Origin of the sequence: Arthrobacter sp. UYCo732 (assembly GCF_040547265.1) — a bacterium.
Classification (GTDB): domain Bacteria; phylum Actinomycetota; class Actinomycetes; order Actinomycetales; family Micrococcaceae; genus Arthrobacter.
In genome coordinates, this window is sequence record NZ_JBEPPJ010000001.1 from 301,738 (window position 1) to 320,511 (window position 18,774).

General features: G+C 64.4%; 13 protein-coding genes. 11 read left to right on the plus strand and 2 right to left on the minus strand.

The genetic code is table 11. The features are described from left to right. Positions 1 to 64: 64 nt before the first annotated feature. Together ABIB45_RS01375 and ABIB45_RS01380 are read right to left on the minus strand one after the other, a co-directional pair. A complete protein-coding gene (locus ABIB45_RS01375) occupies positions 65 to 1,192 on the minus strand; it encodes a PQQ-dependent sugar dehydrogenase (protein ID WP_354214109.1) in 1,128 nt (375 codons plus the stop codon). A 10-nt stretch (positions 1,193 to 1,202) separates the two neighbouring features. Then, positions 1,203 to 2,414 carry a sunset domain-containing protein gene (locus tag ABIB45_RS01380; protein WP_354214111.1) on the minus strand — a complete coding sequence of 404 codons (1,212 nt, stop codon included), beginning with the start codon at positions 2,412 to 2,414 and terminating at the stop codon, positions 1,203 to 1,205. Positions 2,415 to 2,738: 324 nt separating this feature from the next. On the opposite strand from ABIB45_RS01380, the gene ilvD reads away from it, so the two are divergent. The 11 genes from ilvD (at position 2,739) to ABIB45_RS01435 (ending at position 18,669) form a co-directional block, all read left to right on the plus strand. Next, positions 2,739 to 4,460 (plus strand): dihydroxy-acid dehydratase, encoded by a 1,722-nt coding sequence (ilvD, locus tag ABIB45_RS01385; RefSeq protein WP_354214113.1) that lies wholly within the window; start codon positions 2,739 to 2,741, stop codon positions 4,458 to 4,460. Between the two features lie 383 nt (positions 4,461 to 4,843). Next, the gene (locus ABIB45_RS01390) at positions 4,844 to 6,751 is read left to right on the plus strand and encodes an acetolactate synthase large subunit (RefSeq protein WP_354214114.1); all 1,908 of its coding nucleotides are present in this window, start codon (positions 4,844 to 4,846) and stop codon (positions 6,749 to 6,751) included. A gap of 2 nt (positions 6,752 to 6,753) precedes the next feature. Then, positions 6,754 to 7,266 carry an acetolactate synthase small subunit gene (gene ilvN / locus ABIB45_RS01395; RefSeq protein WP_354214116.1) on the plus strand — a complete coding sequence of 171 codons (513 nt, stop codon included), beginning with the start codon at positions 6,754 to 6,756 and terminating at the stop codon, positions 7,264 to 7,266. A 101-nt stretch (positions 7,267 to 7,367) separates the two neighbouring features. Further along, positions 7,368 to 8,393 carry a ketol-acid reductoisomerase gene (gene ilvC, locus ABIB45_RS01400; protein ID WP_354214118.1) on the plus strand — a complete coding sequence of 342 codons (1,026 nt, stop codon included), beginning with the start codon at positions 7,368 to 7,370 and terminating at the stop codon, positions 8,391 to 8,393. A 123-nt stretch (positions 8,394 to 8,516) separates the two neighbouring features. Continuing rightward, a complete protein-coding gene (gene serA / locus ABIB45_RS01405; RefSeq protein WP_354214120.1) occupies positions 8,517 to 10,106 on the plus strand; it encodes a phosphoglycerate dehydrogenase in 1,590 nt (529 codons plus the stop codon). Between the two features lie 202 nt (positions 10,107 to 10,308). Continuing rightward, positions 10,309 to 13,104, plus strand: a complete 2,796-nt coding sequence (locus ABIB45_RS01410; protein ID WP_354214122.1) for an ABC transporter permease — start codon at positions 10,309 to 10,311, stop codon at positions 13,102 to 13,104. After that, complete coding sequence (locus tag ABIB45_RS01415; protein ID WP_354214124.1) at positions 13,101 to 13,856, plus strand: ABC transporter ATP-binding protein; 756 nt, start codon at positions 13,101 to 13,103, stop codon at positions 13,854 to 13,856. The genes ABIB45_RS01410 and ABIB45_RS01415 overlap by 4 nt, the downstream gene beginning before the upstream one ends. 33 nt (positions 13,857 to 13,889) lie before the next feature. After that, complete coding sequence (gene metG / locus ABIB45_RS01420; protein ID WP_354214125.1) at positions 13,890 to 15,449, plus strand: methionine--tRNA ligase; 1,560 nt, start codon at positions 13,890 to 13,892, stop codon at positions 15,447 to 15,449. 264 nt (positions 15,450 to 15,713) lie between these two features. Beyond that, positions 15,714 to 16,637 carry a hypothetical protein gene (locus ABIB45_RS01425; protein ID WP_354214127.1) on the plus strand — a complete coding sequence of 308 codons (924 nt, stop codon included), beginning with the start codon at positions 15,714 to 15,716 and terminating at the stop codon, positions 16,635 to 16,637. Positions 16,638 to 16,753: 116 nt separating this feature from the next. After that, a complete protein-coding gene (locus ABIB45_RS01430; RefSeq protein ID WP_354214128.1) occupies positions 16,754 to 17,539 on the plus strand; it encodes a class F sortase in 786 nt (261 codons plus the stop codon). Between the two features lie 77 nt (positions 17,540 to 17,616). Next, positions 17,617 to 18,669: a 3-isopropylmalate dehydrogenase gene (locus ABIB45_RS01435; protein ID WP_354214130.1), complete on the plus strand. Its 1,053-nt coding sequence runs from the start codon at positions 17,617 to 17,619 to the stop codon at positions 18,667 to 18,669. The last annotated feature ends 105 nt before the right edge of the window (positions 18,670 to 18,774 follow it).

Below are 18,774 nucleotides of genomic sequence, written 5' to 3' on the forward strand. Positions count from 1 at the left end.
ACGACATGAAACTCTACACGAACTTCCGGCCCATGTGAAATCGCAGCCGTGGAACTCCTGCCGCTCAGGCCGGAGGGGCCAAAACCAGCACGAAATCAGGGTTTTGGTTGTTGGTGAGCAGCCATAAACTGCCTTCGGGAGTGCGGATGACGTCGCGGATCCGGCCATATTCGCGTGTGAAATGGGCCACAGGCGCGTGGGCTTCCTCGCCGCTGAGGGCAACGGTCCAGAGGCGCTCGCCCCGCAGGGCACCGACGAAGGCCGTGGAGCCCACAATTTCCAGGCCGCTGGGGGAGGAGTCCGCCGTCGAAGGCCACACCACTTTCGCGTCGCAATAGCCCTGGCGGTGGGGCGCGCCTGTGACCACAGGCCAGCCATAATTGCCGCCCGGTACGATCAGGTTGAGCTCATCATTCACATCCGGGCCGAATTCGCTCGCCCAGAGCCGGCCCTGGCCGTCCCACGCAAGACCCTGGACATTCCGGTGGCCCAGGCTGTAGGTGGCGTTGCCGAAGGGGTTGCCGGGTGCGGGCGTGCCGTCCGCTGTCAGCCTCAAGATCTTCCCGCCCAGAGCATTCGGGTCCTGCGGCTGGTCCCGGCGCTGGGAGTCACCCGTGCCCACGTACAGGAAGCCGTCCGGGCCAAACCGGATCCGGCCGCCGTTGTGCGTCGAAGCCTTGGGGATACCGGTAAAAACAACCTCAGGCTCGCCAAACGAAAGGGCCCCGCCGGGCTCTTCTGCCAGCTTGACCCGGGCAATGCGATTGTCCTGGGCTGAGGTGAAGTATAGGTAAAGGTAGTTGTCCGTTGAATAGCCGGGGGACAGTGCCAGCCCCAGCAGGCCGCCTTCGCCGGCCGGGATGACGCCGGGGACCTGGCCTATCGCGGTTGCGCGGCCATCCTTGACTACCTTAAGCAGCGCCGACTCGCGCTCGGAAATAACGGCCGTGCCGTCCGGCAGAAATACGGCGGCCCATGGAATATGGAGCTGTAGATCAAGCCGTTTCAGAACCTCGGGTGAAACGGCATTTCCGGTCCCCGGTGCCGCCGTCGCGGTCCCGGGGCCCGTGCCCGTCATAATGCCGGTTGGGGCGTCGTTTCCGTTCCCGGTGCAGCCGGACAACGACAGCGCCACGCAAAGCGCCAATGCGCCCGCGCGGCGCGTTGGGGCTGGCAAGGGCCAGCCGAACATCCCAGTGTGGTTAAAGGCGGGTTCTCCGGGGAGCCCGGAATCCGGCGGCCTCGGCGTGGGCCGCCGATTCGAACCAGACATCTGCAGTGGTCTGCTCATAGTCAGGGCGCCCTTCCTCGTAGTAGACCATCGCGCGTGCATCGCCCTTGACCACGAAATCGGCCGGGCCACTGCCGCCCGGACCGGGGGACGCCGATCCGGCGCCGTAGGGCTGGTCCGCGGCCAGGTGGCCGATAGCTTCCGCCGTCGGCGCCATCGGTTCCGATGGTGCCGCCATAGGTTCTGCGGGCGGCGCCATAGCTTCTTCCGGGGGCTCGATCTCCGTGGGCGCCGGGCCCCGACCGTCGGCTGCGGGGTAGTCCCTAGTGAAAGCATCGGGCGTTGCTGTTTCCGATGTGGATGTTTCGGCTGTAGCTGCTTCTGCGGCGGCCGTTTCTGCTCCGGGCAGTGTGGGGGAGTGCGGGTCGGTGTACTCGGTGTGATGGACGTAGCCGGTGTCCTGGGTGGGTTCCCCGTAGGGTTCTGTGGCGCCGGCGCTCCCGCTGGATACGTCTGCCGCGGGCCGGTGGCTGGCCGCAGGGGCTGACCCGCTGGCTTCTGACCACTGCGTTTCCCATTCGTCCTCTGCCGGCCGGCCCGCGGCCTCTTCGGTGGCGCCCGGCTCCGAGCGTGCGGAGTCGATGTGCGCCCCGGCGTCGTGGGACGGCACAGGCCCGGCGGCAACGGGGTGCTCCGGGACCAGCGGGTCCGCTGGTGCTGCAGGTTCGTGGGCGGACAATTCTTCGTGCCAGGCGGCGGCAGACTGGCCGGCCGTCGCAGCCGTTTCAGCAGGGATGCCCTCTTCGGCGGCGGCCTCCGGCTGGACATCAGTCCGGTGCCCGGCAGCGGCCGGGGCGACTGCGGCGTCTGGCCGAGCGACGGTCTGCTGCCCGGCATCGGCCATTTCCTTCCTGGCGGAGTCGGAGAGTTCGGGTTCGTCGTCCGCGGTTGTGGGGGGAACCGGTTCCGCGGGGCGGCCGAATCCCGCCGCGCTGGGGAGGCCGGCAGTACCGGCGGCGTCAGCGGAGGCGGCCGCGCTGCCGCCGGCCAGTCCGCCCTCTGCCCGGCCACTCTCTGTCCGTGGGGCCGCGCCGCCGGTGTTGGCGGAGCTGTTGCGGTTCAGCAGCCACCACACAACGCCCACAATCAGCACAATCGCAATGATCCAGAAGACAAAATCCATAACAGGGCCCTTCATTCCAGATGGCATGGTTGCCGTTCTCTGACGGTACGTCGGCGTGAACGGGGCTGTCTAGGTCGCAGCAGGTCAGCGCACCAAGTCGCCGCAGGTCAGAGCTGGAGTTTGCAACCGGCCGGGGGTTGTTGATTCGACGGCGGTCACTGGCCCTTGTGTCGTGGCGAGGCCCCATCCGTCGGAGAGTCCGCATCCATGCCGTCTCAATATTTGAGATGGAAGTCCACTATTTGAACGAATTATTCCCCAAAGTTGGGATTCTGCGGCGGCGCCTGGTCGTTCGATTCCGATCGGAGTCATAGACTTTGACCCATGAGTGCCGACAGCGAAACATCAACTGAGAACAAGCCTGACATCAAGCCGCGCAGCCGGGTCGTCACCGACGGGATTCACGCAGCTCCCGCGCGAGGCATGTTCCGTGCCGTGGGTATGGGTGATGACGACTTCGCGAAGCCCCAGATCGGCGTCGCAAGTTCCTGGAATGAAATCACACCCTGCAACCTGTCGCTGAACAGGCTTGCCCAGGGCGCCAAGGAAGGCGTCCACGCCGGCGGTGGTTTCCCCATGCAGTTCGGCACCATTTCCGTTTCGGACGGCATCTCGATGGGCCACGAAGGGATGCACTTCTCCCTGGTCTCGCGCGAAGTCATCGCCGACTCCGTGGAAACCGTAATGCAGGCTGAGCGCATAGACGGCTCGGTCCTGCTGGCCGGCTGTGACAAGTCGCTGCCGGGCATGCTCATGGCTGCAGCCCGCCTGGACCTGGCCAGCGTGTTCCTCTACGCCGGCTCCATCATGCCGGGCTGGGTCAAGCTCGAGGACGGGTCGGAGAAGGAAGTCACGCTCATTGACGCCTTCGAGGCTGTCGGCGCCTGCGCCGCGGGAAAGATGAGCCTCGGAGACCTGGACCGCATCGAGCGCGCCATATGCCCGGGTGAAGGCGCCTGCGGCGGCATGTACACGGCCAACACCATGGCCTGCATCGGCGAAGCGCTGGGCATGTCACTGCCGGGATCCGCAGCTCCGCCCTCGGCAGACCGCCGTCGTGATGAATTTGCCCGCAAGTCCGGCGAAGCAGTGGTCAACCTGCTCCGCCTCGGCATCACAGCCCGGGACATCATGACCAAGAAGGCGTTCGAAAACGCCATCGCCGTCACCATGGCCTTCGGCGGTTCCACAAACGCTGTCCTCCACCTGCTGGCCATCGCCCGCGAAGCTGAAGTCGAGCTGAACCTCGAGGACTTCAACCGCATCGGCGACAAGATCCCGCACCTGGGTGACCTGAAGCCGTTCGGCCGCTACGTGATGACCGACGTCGACAAAATCGGCGGCGTACCGGTCATCATGCGTGCACTGCTGGACGCCGGCCTGCTGCACGGTGACTGCCTCACCGTCACCGGCAAGACCGTCGCCGAAAACCTCGCAGCGATCAACCCGCCGGATTTGGACGGCAAGATCCTGCGCGCCATGGACAACCCGATCCACAAGACCGGCGGCATCACCATCCTGCACGGTTCGATGGCTCCGGAAGGCGCCGTCGTCAAGAGCGCCGGCTTCGACGCAGACGTGTTCGAGGGTACTGCCCGCGTGTTCGAGCGTGAGCAGGGTGCCCTGGATGCGCTCGACAAGGGCAAGATCAAGGCCGGCGACGTCGTCGTTATCCGCTACGAAGGCCCCAAAGGCGGCCCGGGCATGCGCGAAATGCTCGCCATCACCGGTGCCATCAAGGGTGCCGGCCTCGGCAAGGATGTCCTGCTCCTGACTGACGGACGCTTCTCCGGTGGAACCACCGGGCTGTGCATCGGCCACGTTGCACCGGAAGCGGCCGACGGCGGACCCATTGCCTTCGTCAAGGACGGCGACCGGATCCGCGTGGACATCGGCGCACGCTCCTTCGACCTCCTGGTCGACGGGGCCGAGCTCGAGTCCCGCAAGGTCGGCTGGGAGCCGCTGCCGGCCAAGTTCACCAAGGGTGTGCTGGCCAAGTACGCCAAGCTCGTCCACAGCGCCTCCACCGGCGCCTACTGCGGGTGAACCCTTCCCCTTTTCTGAGGCGCTGAGCGACTCAGAAAAGGGGCCCCTTGGCATCACCCTTATTAAGCCCTTCCGCCGAAGCGGTCGGGCTGCGGTTGGATCCTTCCATTAAAGGATCAATACGTGGACGATGATGTCCATATGGTGAGATGTGCACCACCCCCGTTGACATGCATCTCGCCCAGAGGGAAAACTGAACGCATGATCGCAAACGTTGCCAGTTGCGCCGCTGCAGATGCAGTGGTCGTCCTTACCAAGCGCGTGGCTGAATAGCCCGACTGGTAACGTACCGTCACGCGCAACCCCTCGAAGAGCCGCCAGGCTGAGGGGTTTTTTTATTTTCCGCAGTTTCGAGAAACAAATGATCCACAAGGAAGAGTCCGATGAGCAAAGGATCGCCCATCAGCCCCTCGCTGATGGCTACCAAGTCCGCTGGAGCCCCCAAGGCTTCGGAACGTGCCGACCGAACGGCTGACCATGCCGCCGTCGTCACTGATCTTGCTGCTGTCTCTCCTGTCCTTGGGCCGAACAACGTTGTACCCCCAACGGTGATGACCGGCTCAGAAGCTATTGTCCGCTCGCTCGAAGAACTCGGCGTCGACGATATTTTTGGTTTGCCCGGTGGCGCGATCCTGCCTACCTATGACCCCTTGATGGCCTCCAGAATGAACCACGTCCTGGTCCGTCACGAACAGGGAGCCGGCCACGCCGCGCAAGGCTATGCCATGGTTACCGGCCGGGTGGGCGTCTGTATCGCCACCTCCGGCCCCGGTGCCACCAACCTCGTTACCGCCATCATGGACGCCCACATGGACTCCGTACCCGTGGTGGCCATCACCGGCCAGGTATCCAGCGGCGTGATCGGCACCGACGCATTCCAGGAAGCCGACATTGTTGGCATCACCATGCCGATCACCAAGCACTCCTTCCTGGTGACGGACGCCAATGACATCCCGCACGTCATGGCCGAAGCGTTCCACCTGGCCTCCACCGGTCGTCCCGGTCCGGTGCTGGTGGACGTGGCCAAGGATGCCCAGCAGGGCAAAATGACGTTCTCCTGGCCGCCGAAGATCGACCTCCCCGGCTACCGCCCGGTGACCCGGGGACACAACAAACAGGTCCGGGAAGCAGCCAAGCTGATCGCTGCTGCCAGCAAACCCGTCCTGTATGTGGGCGGCGGTGTGGTGAAAGCCCACGCCTCTGCTGAACTGCGGGAGTTGGCCGAACTGACCGGCGCCCCCGTTGTCACCACGTTGATGGCCCGCGGAGTCTTTCCGGACTCCCATCCGCAGCACGTCGGCATGCCGGGCATGCACGGTACGGTTTCGGCCGTGACCGCGTTGCAGCAGTCCGACCTCCTGATCACGCTGGGGGCACGGTTCGATGACCGCGTCACGGGAATCCTGAAGTCCTTTGCGCCGCACGCCAAGGTGATCCACGCGGATATTGATCCCGCCGAAATCTCCAAGAACCGTGCTGCCGACGTCCCGATCGTTGGATCCGTCAAGGAGATCATCCCCGAGCTGACAGAGGCCGTCCGCTCACAGTTCGAGTCCGCCGGCACGCCGGACCTCACCACGTGGTGGGCGTTCCTTAACAACCTCAAGGAAACCTACCCGCTGGGCTGGACCGAACCGGAGGATGGCCTCAGCGCCCCGCAGCGCGTCATCGAGCGTATCGGCGCACTTACCGGCCCCGAAGGCATCTATGTTGCCGGCGTGGGCCAGCACCAGATGTGGGCCGCGCAGTTCATCAAGTACGAGCGCCCGCATGCCTGGCTGAACTCCGGCGGTGCCGGCACCATGGGCTATGCAGTACCGGCTGCCATGGGTGCCAAAGTGGGGGACCCGGACCGAGTGGTCTGGGCGATTGACGGCGACGGCTGCTTCCAGATGACTAACCAGGAACTGGCCACCTGTGCCATAAACAAGATTCCCATCAAGGTTGCCATCATCAACAACTCCTCGCTGGGCATGGTCCGCCAGTGGCAGACCCTCTTCTATGAGAGCCGCTACTCCAACACGGACCTGAACACCGGACACGAAACCGTCCGTATCCCGGACTTCGTCAAGCTGGCGGACGCGTACGGCTGTGCATCGTTCCGGTGCGAACGTGACGAGGACATTGATGCGACCATCAAGAAGGCCCTCGAGATTAATGACCGCCCCGTGGTCATCGATTTTGTGGTGAGCCCCGACTCCATGGTGTGGCCGATGGTGCCCGCCGGCGTGAGCAACGACCAGATCCAGTTTGCCCGAAACATGACCCCCGAATGGGAAGAGGAGGACTGATCATGACCCGCCACACACTGTCCGTTCTGGTTGAAGACAAGCCCGGTGTACTGACGCGCGTCGCGAGCCTGTTCGCCCGCCGCGCCTTCAACATCAATTCCCTGGCCGTCGGCCCGACGGAAGTCCCGGGCATGTCCCGGATGACCGTCGTCGTCGACGCCGATGGTGAGCTCATTGAACAGGTCACCAAGCAGCTCAATAAACTGGTCAACGTGATCAAGATAGTTGTGCTCACCCCCGAATCTTCCGTACAGCGAGACCACATCCTGGTCAAGGTACGTGCGGATGCCGCAACTCGTCTGCAGGTGACCCAGGCTGCAGACCTGTTCCGAGCTTCAGTGGTTGACGTCTCCACAGACTCCGTGGTCATTGAAGCAACAGGCCACCCCGAAAAAATCACGGCACTGCTGTCAGTGCTTGAACCCTTCGGCATCCGCGAAATTGTGCAGTCCGGCACCCTGGCCGTTGGACGGGGATCCCGCTCCATGAGTGACAGGGCATTGCGCAGCGCTTAATACGCGGGCGGGCTCCGGCCCCCTGCGGCGCAACGCCCGTGCAGTACCGCAGCACCACAGACTAGCTACACCAGAAAATCCACTCAAAAGGAGTTACGCAAGTGACTGAAATGTTTTACGACGACGACGCCGATCTGACCATCATCCAGGGCCGCAAAGTCGCAATCGTCGGCTATGGCTCACAGGGTCACGCCCACGCTCTGAACCTGCGCGACTCCGGCGTTGAGGTTGTCATCGCCCTCAAGGAAGGCTCGTCCTCGATCGCCAAGGCCCAGGACGCCGGCTTCACGGTCAAGACTGTTGCCGACGCCGCCGAATGGGCCGACGTCATCATGATCCTGGCTCCGGACCAGCACCAGCGTGCCATCTATAACGACTCCATCAAGGACAAGCTGACCGCCGGCAAGGCCCTCGCCTTCGCCCACGGCTTCAACATCCGCTTCGGCTACATCGAGGCGCCTGAAGGCGTTGACGTGATCCTGATCGCGCCGAAGGCTCCGGGCCACACCGTCCGCCGCGAATTCGAAGCAGGCCGTGGCATCCCGGACATCATCGCCGTGGAGCAGGACGCCACCGGTTCCGCCTGGGACCTGGCCAAGTCCTACGCCAAGGCCATTGGTGGCACCCGTGCGGGCGTCATCAAGACCACCTTCACCGAAGAGACCGAAACCGACCTCTTCGGCGAGCAGTCCGTCCTGTGCGGCGGCGTGTCCCAGCTGGTCCAGTACGGCTTCGAAACCCTGACCGAAGCCGGCTACCAGCCGCAGATCGCCTACTTCGAGGTGCTCCACGAGCTCAAGCTCATCGTTGACCTCATGTGGGAGGGCGGCATCGCCAAGCAGCGCTGGAGTGTCTCCGACACGGCCGAGTACGGCGACTACGTCTCCGGCCCGCGCGTCATTACCCCCGAGGTGAAGGAAAACATGAAGGCGGTCCTCGCGGATATCCAGAGCGGTGCCTTCGCCAAGCGCTTCATCGACGACCAGGACAACGGCGGCGTCGAGTTCAAGGAACTCCGCGCCAAGGCTGAAAAGCACCCCATCGAGGGCGTTGGCCGCGAACTGCGCTCCCTGTTCGCCTGGCAGCAGCAGGATGCGGACTACGTAGAGGGTTCTGCAGCCCGCTAAGGCTGCTCTGCCGGCGCCCCAACCGGTGCCAACTGAGGCCGGGTTCACTTAATAATGTGGGCCCGGCCTTCCGTCCGCCTAGACTTGTTACATCCCAAAGGACTGCAACGCAGAGGATCGCCCGTGTCAAAACCCGTAGTACTGCTCGCCGAAGAACTTTCGCCCGCCACGATAGAGGCTCTGGGCCCGGACTTCGAAATCCGCCAGACTGACGGCTCAGACCGCTCCCAGCTTCTTTCGGCCATCGTGGATGTGGACGCCATCCTGGTACGTTCTGCCACGCAGGTCGATGCCGAAGCAATCGCCGCGGCGAAGAGCCTCAAAGTCATTGCCCGTGCAGGCGTCGGACTGGACAACGTGGACATCAAGGCCGCCACCCAGGCCGGTGTGATGGTGGTCAACGCCCCTACGTCGAACATCATCTCTGCCGCAGAACTAACGGTCGGCCACATCCTGAGCCTGGCCCGCCACATCCCGCAGGCCAGCGCCGCACTGAAAAACGGCGAGTGGAAGCGCTCCAAGTACACAGGCATCGAACTGTTCGAGAAGAAGATCGGCATCGTCGGCCTGGGCCGTATAGGCGCGCTGGTAGCTGCCCGCCTGCAGGGCTTTGACACCGAGATCCTCGCCTATGACCCGTACATCACCTCAGCCCGCGCCGCCCAGTTGGGCGTCAAGCTCGTCACCCTGGACGAGTTGCTGAGCCAGTCGGACTTCGTCACCATCCACATGCCCAAGACGCCGGAGACCGTGGGCATGCTGGGCTCAGACGCCTTCACCAAGATGAAGTCCACCGCCTATGTGGTCAATGTCGCACGCGGCGGCCTCGTGGATGAGAAAGCGCTGTACGCGGCCCTGGAGGACCGCCAGATCGCCGGGGCCGCCGTCGACGTGTTCGTCAAGGAGCCCAGCACGGACCTGCCGTTTTTTGCCCTCGACAACGTAGTAGTCACCCCGCACCTGGGTGCCTCCACCGACGAGGCCCAAGAGAAGGCAGGCGTCTCGGTTGCCAAGTCTGTACGCCTCGCACTGGCAGGAGAGCTTGTGCCTGACGCCGTCAACGTCGCCGGCGGCGTCATCGCCCCGGATGTCCGGCCGGGCATTCCCCTGATCGAGAAGCTGGGCCGGATCTTCACCGCGCTGACGCACGCTTCCCTGACCCAGGTCGATGTGGAGGTGGCCGGCGAAATCGCTGCCCTTGACGTCAAGGTCCTGGAACTCGCGGCACTGAAGGGCATTTTCGCCGACGTGGTGACCGAACAGGTTTCCTACGTCAACGCCCCGGTCATAGCGGAGCAGCGCGGCATCAACGTGCGTTTGATCACCACGCCGGACACGGAATCGTACCGCAACGTCCTGACGCTCCGCGGTGCCCTCAGCGACGGATCCCAGATCTCCGTGGCCGGTACCCTCACGGGCCCGAAGCAGATCCAGAAGCTGGTGGGTGTCAACGGCTACGAGGTGGAAATTCCCATCAGCGAGCACCTCGTGGTGGTCTCCTATGCCGACCGGCCGGGCGTGATCGGAACCATCGGACACATCCTGGGCATGAACAACATCAACATCGCCGGCATGCAGGTGGCGCGCCAGGCTGAGGGTGGCCAGGTGCTTGCCCTGCTGACCATCGACACGTCCGTGCCGCAGCAGGTGCTTGACGCCATCAAGGCCGGCATCGGCGCTGACATGGTCCGCGAAGTGGACCTCGAAGACTGAGTTCCTCACCGCCATGAATAACGCGTGACCGGGGCTTCACCCCGCCACGTATGATTGGTCGGTCTGCCTACAATGGCTAGGTCCTGTTTCAGGACAGCGCCGGCAGACCGGCCAATATTTTTTGCACACCCGGAGGAATTCCATGATGTCCGCCGCCCGCGGACCGTGGTGTGCGCACGCAATCCAGGTTTCAGGGAGCCCAATGAACGCCGTCCAGAGGTTCATCAGAAGCAAAGTGCTACTGCTGACCGCGGCCATCTTGATCGCAGCAATGTGCCTGTCGGTCCTCGTCCAAAGTCAGTCCCAGGCAGCCCTTCACCGGACGGTGGATGAGAACTCGCGGGGGCTGTACGACGTCCTTGTCCAGGCCAAGGCCGGGTCCTCTGCGCTGATACAGCCGGAGATCGCCAGTGGCGGGGGCGGCATCAGCTTCGACCAGCTGGCGTCCATCCGGAAGCTGTCCGAAACCTCCGTGGCAGCCCCCATCAGCCTGGTGTCACGCGTGACGCAGAACCTGGAAGCTCCCCGGCTCGATGCCATGGATTTCCTCGGCTATAACGCAGGGCTCGCAGGCACCGCCACCACTGACAAGGCGGCAGGCGCCACAGACCCCGCCAAGTGGCCCGCGGCCGAATCAGTGCTCAGCGACACCCCAAAGAAATACCGGCTCACCGCCAGCGCAGTGAGTTCCGACGGCGTCTCCGAACAGGTCCTGTTCAAGTCCTCCGCGGAGGGCACGCTGGGCAAGGCCAAACTCGTCGAGGAAAAAACGGTCGGCGGCACCAGCATTCGGATCGCACCACCGGCAGGGGAGAACGGAATCAAGTTCCCCGCCCCGGCCGGTGGCTCCGAACACAATCTCTTCAACCTCTCGGTGTCCCTGCCCCTCTCACCCGAGGTGACCGAGTCCGTCGTCGCCGTCGACCCCGTGGCCGAGCGTGCACTGCTGGGCTCCGCGGGCGACTTCCTGGCTCCGCTGGAGAAAGCACCGCCCGCCGGCGCCCGGAACGCCGGCGCCATCGGCCGCCACTTCGAGAGCCTCTTCACTAACGGCATCAGCCTGGAACAGCTGGAAGAGGGCCCGGACTTCCTGGGCGTCAAGCTCAAGTACTGGGCCCCGTTGATGACCCAGTACCAGCAGGCCAAGCGCAGCGGACAGCTGACTGCCGACTCCCAGGGCATCCCGCTGATCGTGCGCTCCGGCACGTCCCTGGACCTGAAGTACAACGTCAAGATCGAGGAGATCGACGGCGCCGGCAAGGTGGTCAAGGACGTCGGGACGGCAACCCGCTCGCTGGACAAGGATTACCTGCCGTTCGTTTCCAAGGACCCCTTCGCCCTTTCCTGGCCCGGTTCCACCGACCACTCATCGCTGCTGGGCGCCCAGGGCAATTTCAACCAGGGCCTCTACACTCCGGCCACCTGGACCACCGATTTTGCCGCCGCGCCGAAGTACGTTGACGGCGACGCCGCTGCCAACGGGGCAGTCCAGAAATCCGCCACTCCGGGGGACTGGGTCACGGTCAATCGGTTGCCGGAGAAGGGCGCCAATGGAGCCCCCGTGGACCAGACGCAGCGTGAACCCGTGGACGAACGGTCCTACCGCGAGAACCTGGCAACAGGGCAGAAGCTCGCCGCTCCGCTGGCCATGGTCTACGGAACTTTTGACCCCGCGGCAGTGAAAGCGGCCGCCGGCGACGTCAACCGGCTCCCGCTGGGTGGCTACGACCCGACGCCGCTGACCCTCACCAAGGATGCCAACGGCAAGGCCACCGCCGCCACGGAGCTCAAGCCCTCGCTCAGCGCCACCGGACTGGCAAGCCAGTCGGCCGGCGCCATCACCGACTACTACGGCCTTGCCGCTGCCCGCGGCTACAAGGACAACGCGGCCGTGATCGACGCCGTCCGGGTCCGGGCCAAGGCTCCCGGCAGTTGGAAGGAAGCCCAGCCCGACGTCGAAAAGCTCGCCGCTGCGATCCGTGACATGGGCCTGGAAGCCACCGTCGTGGCCGGTTCAGCGCGCGAGGACGCCAGCATCTTTGTCCCCGGCTACTCCAAGGACGACGCCGGCAAGGAATCTCCGCTGGGTACGGTTCAGCAGTCCTGGGTCCGGCAGAACGCGGCCGACGCCGTCACAGGCTCACTGACCGGAACCAATGTCACGCTGCTGTTCCTCACCCTGTGCGGGGCTGCCCTGCTGACCGGCGCTTCCACCGTCAGCTACATCAGGAAACGTAAACGCGAAGCCGGAACCCTGCGCGCCATGGGCTGGACCCAGCAGCGGATCCGCATGTGGGTGCTGGAGGAATTCGGCGTCGGCGCGGCACTGCTCGCTGTGGCCGGGATCATCCTGAGCCTGGTGAGCTGGAGCCTGACTACAGCTGTCGTCTCAGCCGCCGTTCTGGCCCTCTACGCGGCAGCGGCGTTCTTTGCAGCCCAGCAGTTGCGGCACCGCGACGAGGTGGACCAGGAACCGCAGCACGATGACCGGCTGATCCCCGTGGATTCACCCCTGACCTTCGCCAACCGCCAGCTCAGCACCAACAAGTTCAACACGGTTTCCCTGGCCGTCGCGGTTGGCGTGTTCGGGGCAGCAGTGGGCGGGCTGGTGGCTCTGCTGATTGACATTCCCCGGGCTGCGGGCGCCAGTGCCCTCAGCGGGTTGGCTGCGGCCAGCGTAGCCCTGCCGAGCATGCTCCTGGCTCTCGCCGGGGTCGCGGTGGGACTCGTCCTGACCCTGGTCACTGGCCGGTTTGAGCTAAACGCCAAACGCCAGTACCTGGGCATCCTCGAAGCCATGGGCTGGAACCCGGACATGCTCCGCCAGGTCCGCCTCTTCGAAAATGCGCTGGTGGGAACGGTGGCCCTGCCACTGGGCGTCCTGGGCGCGCTGGGCATCGGGCTCCTCCTCGCCCCGTATGCCGCGCTGTGGGCCGGCGTCGCCGGCCTCGTGGCTGTACTTTGCTGGATACCGATTGCAACGAAAGTAGTCCAATGACAAACCAGGCGAATGTTCACCGGAGCCGGAGGTCCGGCGCCGCTGAGACGCCCCTGCAGACCCGTGCCAACACCATCGTCAAGGCCGCGGAACACGGGACCCCGCTGGAGCTGAGCGATATCACCATTCGCTATGGCGGTGGTAAGAGCGGTGCCGACTCCGTCAGCGTGGTGGAGGGCTTCGACCTGGCCCTGCACGCGGGAGAGATGCACTGCGTCGCCGGCCGAAGTGGCTCGGGCAAGACCAGCATCCTGACCGTCGGCGCCGGACTGACGCTGCCGACGTCGGGCCGCGTCTTTTGGGAAGGCGATTCGCTCGAAAGCATGGGCGACGACGAAATCGCCGACCGCCGTCGGGCTCTGATCGGCTATGTGGATCAGGGCGGCGCCCTGATTGACGGCATGAGCGCCCTGGAGAACGTCCTCCTGCCCGCCGTGCCAGACGGCGAGGTGGACCAGCGCCGCGACATGGCCAAGGACCTCCTGGACCTGGTGGGCCTGGGCCGCCGCATGCGCCACCGCCCCGCGCAGCTTTCCGGCGGTGAACGCCAGCGTGTGGCGATCGCCCGGGCACTGATCCTGGGCACCCGCGTGCTGGTGGTGGATGAGCCCACCGCCAGCCTTGACAGGGCCTCCGCCAACCGCATCATCAGCATCCTCAAGGACACCACCTCGGATGGAATTGCGGTTCTTGTCGCTTCGCACGACCACGAACTGGTCCGCCTGAGCGATACCCTGACCGAACTTATCTAACCCGCCCCTCCGCACCGAAGGTACCGTCCGCACGTGACTGCTTCAGAGAAAACCCCGTTCTACATCACCACGGCCATCACCTACCCGAACGGCGTGCCGCACATTGGTCACGCCTACGAGTACATTGCCACCGACGCCATGGCCCGCTTCAAGCGGCTTGACGGGCATGAGGTGATGTTCCTGACCGGTACGGATGAGCACGGCATGAAGATTGCGCAGGCGGCGGAGAAGGAAGGCGTTACGCCCAAGGAACTGGTTGACCGCAACGCCGAGGTGTACAAGGCTGCGCACGCCGCGCTGGGCATCACGTTCGACCGCTTCATCCGGACCACGGACGCGGACCACTTCGCGGCGTCCCAGGCCATCTGGAAGAAGATGGAAGCCAACGGGGACATTTACCTGTCCAAATACGAGGGCTGGTACTCCGTCAGGGACGAGGCGTTCTACGTGGAGGACGACACCGTGGTCAAGGACGACGGCGTGCGCTACTCCAAGGAGACGGACACCGAAGTGACGTGGACCGCGGAGGAGAGCTACTTCTTCCGGCTGTCCTCCTACCAGGACCGTCTGCTGGCTCTGTACGAGGAACAGCCCGAATTCGGCGCCCCGCAGTCCCGGTTCAACGAAGTCATCAGCTTCGTCAGGCGTGGCCTCGAGGACCTGTCCATCAGCCGCACCACCTTTGACTGGGGCGTTCCCGTGCCCGGCAATGACAAGCACGTGATGTATGTCTGGGTCGACGCACTCACCAACTACCTGACGGGGGTGGGCTACCCGGACGTTGAGTCGGAGCAGTTCCGCAAGTTCTGGCCAGCCGATGTGCACGTCATCGGCAAGGACATCTCCCGGTTCCACGCCATCTACTGGCCCGCGTTCCTGATGAGCGCCGGCATCGAACTGCCCAAGCGGGTTATGATCCACGGCTTCCTCCACAACAACGGCGTGAAGATGTCCAAATCCCTGGGCAACGTGGTGGCCCCTGCGGACTTCGTGGCACAGTACGGCCTGGACCAGGTGCGGTTCTTCTTCCTCCGCGAGGTCCCGTTCGGCGCCGATGGCAGCTACAACCACGAGGCCATTGTCGGACGGATGAACTCGGACCTGGCCAACAACTTCGGCAACCTGGCGCAGCGTTCGCTGTCCATGGTGGCGAAGAACTGCGAAGGCAAGGTCCCGGTCCCTGCCGCCTTCACCGCCGAAGACGCAGCTATCCTGGCGCAGGCCAACGGCCTCCTCGCCACTGCGCGGGCTGCCTTCGAGAAGCAGGAGTTCAGCCGTGCGCTGGAAGCCATCTGGGGTGTGCTGGGGGACACGAACGCATACTTCGCTGAGCAGGCCCCCTGGGTGCTGCGGAAGACCGACGTCGAACGCATGAACACCGTCCTGTACGTCACCCTGGAAGTGTTGCGGATTGTGTCCATCCTGGCACAGCCGGTCATGCCCACCGCCACGGCAGCGTTGCTGGACACCCTGGGCCAGCCCGAGGGCGAAGCACGCCAGTTCGCCGCGCTGTCCACGCCGATCGTCGCCGGAACGGCGTTGCCCGCACCCGCGCCCGTGTTTCCCAAGTATGAGGGGCCTGCCGAGGCCTAGGATTTTCCCGGCCGGCTACTCGTTGGTAGCCGGACTGAGTACGGTTCCGGCAATGTCAGTACGGACAGTCCCGGAATGTGGGTATCGAGTACTGGAGACGCGCCGGTGGCCGCTGCATAGCCTTGTCGGGTTAGCAAACTGATGATTCGCATCTGGGAGAACCGTCGCACCGGTGCAATCTGTTTGCCTTTTTCGCTCTTGCATCGGGGCGCGGTTTTTCCTCCCGTCTGATCAGTTTGGACCAGACAATGGATGGAGACGGAAATGAAACGTATCCTTGCCGCCTTGGGCGTTACGGGCCTCGCATTACTCGGTGCCACCGCTCCGGCTGCAGCAACTGACGAGGCAGAAGCTGATCACAAGATCACGATTTGCCACGCCACTGGCTCGGAAAGCAACCCCTACGTGTCGGTGACGATCGACCTGCATGCGCTCAAAGCCCACCTGGACCACCAGAACGGGGACGATATCATCCCGGCCAACGACGGGAAGGTTCTTCCTTGGGGCCAGAACTTGGACAAGCTGGACATCTGGAATGCCGGCTGCGCGGTCCCCGAAGACCACGGAAACGGCCACGGCCACGGAAACGGCGAAGACGGCCACAAGGTCACGATCTGCCACGCCACCGGCTCGGAAAGCAACCCTTATGTGGAGATCACGGTTGACTTTAAGGGCGTGAAGGCGCATGCCCAGCACGGTGATGACATCATTCCTGGGAACAGCAAGTGGGAAGGCCAAAACTGGGACGAGGACGGGCAAGCGACCTACAACAACGGCTGCGTTCCCTGCCCGCCTGAGGTTGTCACTCCTGAGGAGCCTGTGGAGACACCAGTGGAAACTCCGGTGACTCCAGTGACGCCGGAGACTCCTCCGGTGACTCCGGTGACTCCAGTGACGCCGGAGACTCCTCCGGTGCCTCCGGTGACGCCGGAGACTCCTCCGGTGACGCCGGTGACTCCGGTGACTCCGGTTGAAACTCCCACTGGCGCCGTGGTCGGGCCGCCTGCCGGGGCAGGAGTCGTGGTTGCCAACAACCCCGGGTTCAACGTCCAGACTGCCGTTGCGCCTTCTGGCACGGTGCTTGCCCCCTGGGCAGCCGGCCTGATCGTGATGTTGCTGGCAGTGGCGGGCGTGGCTGCCCGAAGAGTGCTGCCGGTAGGCAGCGCGTCCGGGGACCGCAAGGACTAACCCCGGTACCGGGCGCCCGCAAGGGCGTTGAGTAATATCCTGGCAGGCGCCGTGGCCGGAAGGGCACGGCGCCTGCCGTCAACCAGGCAGATTCCCACGACTGTGTGAGGTGAACGATGGACAGCATCCGCCAGTCACTCTTCCCTAATTCTCCCGAAGGGGATTCCCCCGGGGCCGATTCTCCGGAGCCGGGGCCGGCCGTCAGGCGGCGGCGGACGTTCAATACCAGGAGCATCCTGTTCGTGCTCCTCTGCGGGCTTGTGGGTTACTTCGCCTTCGCGGCCCTTCCCCTCCTCAACGGGCCCGATACCCCACCCGGCGACGTAAGCGGCATTGTCCGGCAGATGCCGGCAGCAACTGCTCCTGCCACCCCGACGCCGACGCCCACTGGCACCCCGATGCCGACGCCCGCCGGCACCCCGACGGCGGCAGTTCCGGCCGGCCCCGCGGCGGCACGGCCGGAGCGGCTGATCTATCCGGCGGCGGACATCGACGTGGTGATCCACCCCCTCGAACCCAGCGGAACGGACCAGGCAACCCAGACCATCGTGCCTCCGCCCACCATGGACGGCTACTGGCTGACACCTTACGGAGTACCCGGAGCTGGCTCCGGAAACACCACCTATGTGGCCGGCCACAGCTGGGTGGACAGGGATGCGCCCTTCAACCGGCTGAGCATCAGGGCCGCGGTAGGTGACCGGCTCACGGTAACTACCGCCACCGGCGAACTGGCTTACCGAGTGGACTCGATTGCCACTTACAACAAGTCGGGCCTGAAGAACAGTCCCATCTGGCAGGTGGCGCCCAACCGGCTGGTTCTTATTTCCTGCTACACGGATGACTTCTGGGGCACGAACGTCGTGGTGGTGGCCTCACCGGACATGAGCGTTCCACTCTCCTGACGCCTCTAATGATCGATACCATCTCAATTAGTGAGACTGATTGTCCGGCATTCGGATTCTGTTAATATTCTTGGACCATGAGCGCACCCACTATCGATCTCGCAGTTATTCCAGGTGACGGCATTGGCCCTGAGGTCATCGCTGAGGCACTGAAAGTCCTCGGGAAGGCCGTGGCCGCCGAGGGCGTAAGCCTCAAGCAGACCCACTACAAGCTCGGTGCGGAGCACTGGCTGGCGACCGGCGAGACCCTGCCGGACGAGGTCTTGCAGGACATCCGTACTCGGGACGCCATCCTGTTCGGCGCGGTGGGTGCAGCCCCCGGCGACACCAGGATCCCGTCCGGAATCATCGAGCGGGAAATGCTCCTTAAGCTGCGCTTTAGCCTGGACCACTATGTCAACCTGCGGCCGTCGCGCCTGTACGGAAAGGCGGGCAGCCCGCTGGCCAATCCCGGCGTCATTGATTTCATCGTGGTCCGTGAGGGCACCGAGGGTCCTTATGTGGGCAATGGCGGCTCACTGCGCACCGGTACCCCGCACGAGGTGGCCACCGAGGTCTCCCTGAACACGGCGTACGGCGTGGAGCGCGTGGTCCGGGATGCCTTCCGCCGCGCCAGCGCCCGGGAACGCAAGCACGTTACCCTAGTGCACAAGCACAACGTGCTGGTCTTCGCCGGCCACCTGTGGAAGCGCACGGTCGAAGCCGTTGCCCAGGAGTTCCCTGAGGTCACCCACGACTACCTGCACGTGGATGCTGCCACCATCTTTATGGTTACCGACCCCTCCCGCTTTGACGTCATTGTCACGGACAACCTCTTCGGCGACATCCTTACAGACCTCGCCGCAGCCATCACCGGCGGCATCGGGCTGGCTGCCTCCGGCAACATCAACATGGACCGCACCGCCCCGTCCATGTTTGAACCGGTCCACGGCTCAGCCCCGGACATCGCCGGCCAGCAGAAGGCCGATCCCACCGCGGCCATCCTGTCCGCCGCGCTCCTGCTGGACCACCTCGGCTACACCGGGGCAGCCCGGAAGATTGAGGCTGCGGTGGTTGCCGACATCGAAAACCGCGACGGCGGCGCCCGCAGCACCAGTGCCGTTGGCGACGCCATCGCGGCAGCGCTCTAGGCCTGCTCCCCAGGGACTGCCCTTCGGACTGGGTTAACGGGCGTAAGCTTATTTTCGAATCACCAAATGCTGCCCTGCGGTTCACTGCCGAACCATGTTCACGGG

Coding starts and splice junctions, on each gene's coding strand:
- ilvD (WP_354214113.1), top strand. CDS start 2,739: ATGAGTGCCGACAGCGAAACATCAACTGAGAACAAGCCTGACATCAAG.
- ilvN (WP_354214116.1), top strand. CDS start 6,754: ATGACCCGCCACACACTGTCCGTTCTGGTTGAAGACAAGCCCGGTGTA.
- ABIB45_RS01380 (WP_354214111.1), bottom strand. CDS start 2,414: ATGGATTTTGTCTTCTGGATCATTGCGATTGTGCTGATTGTGGGCGTT.
- ABIB45_RS01375 (WP_354214109.1), bottom strand. CDS start 1,192: ATGTTCGGCTGGCCCTTGCCAGCCCCAACGCGCCGCGCGGGCGCATTG.
- ABIB45_RS01435 (WP_354214130.1), top strand. CDS start 17,617: ATGAGCGCACCCACTATCGATCTCGCAGTTATTCCAGGTGACGGCATT.
- ABIB45_RS01430 (WP_354214128.1), top strand. CDS start 16,754: ATGGACAGCATCCGCCAGTCACTCTTCCCTAATTCTCCCGAAGGGGAT.
- ABIB45_RS01415 (WP_354214124.1), top strand. CDS start 13,101: ATGACAAACCAGGCGAATGTTCACCGGAGCCGGAGGTCCGGCGCCGCT.
- ABIB45_RS01390 (WP_354214114.1), top strand. CDS start 4,844: ATGAGCAAAGGATCGCCCATCAGCCCCTCGCTGATGGCTACCAAGTCC.
- ABIB45_RS01410 (WP_354214122.1), top strand. CDS start 10,309: ATGAACGCCGTCCAGAGGTTCATCAGAAGCAAAGTGCTACTGCTGACC.
- ABIB45_RS01425 (WP_354214127.1), top strand. CDS start 15,714: ATGAAACGTATCCTTGCCGCCTTGGGCGTTACGGGCCTCGCATTACTC.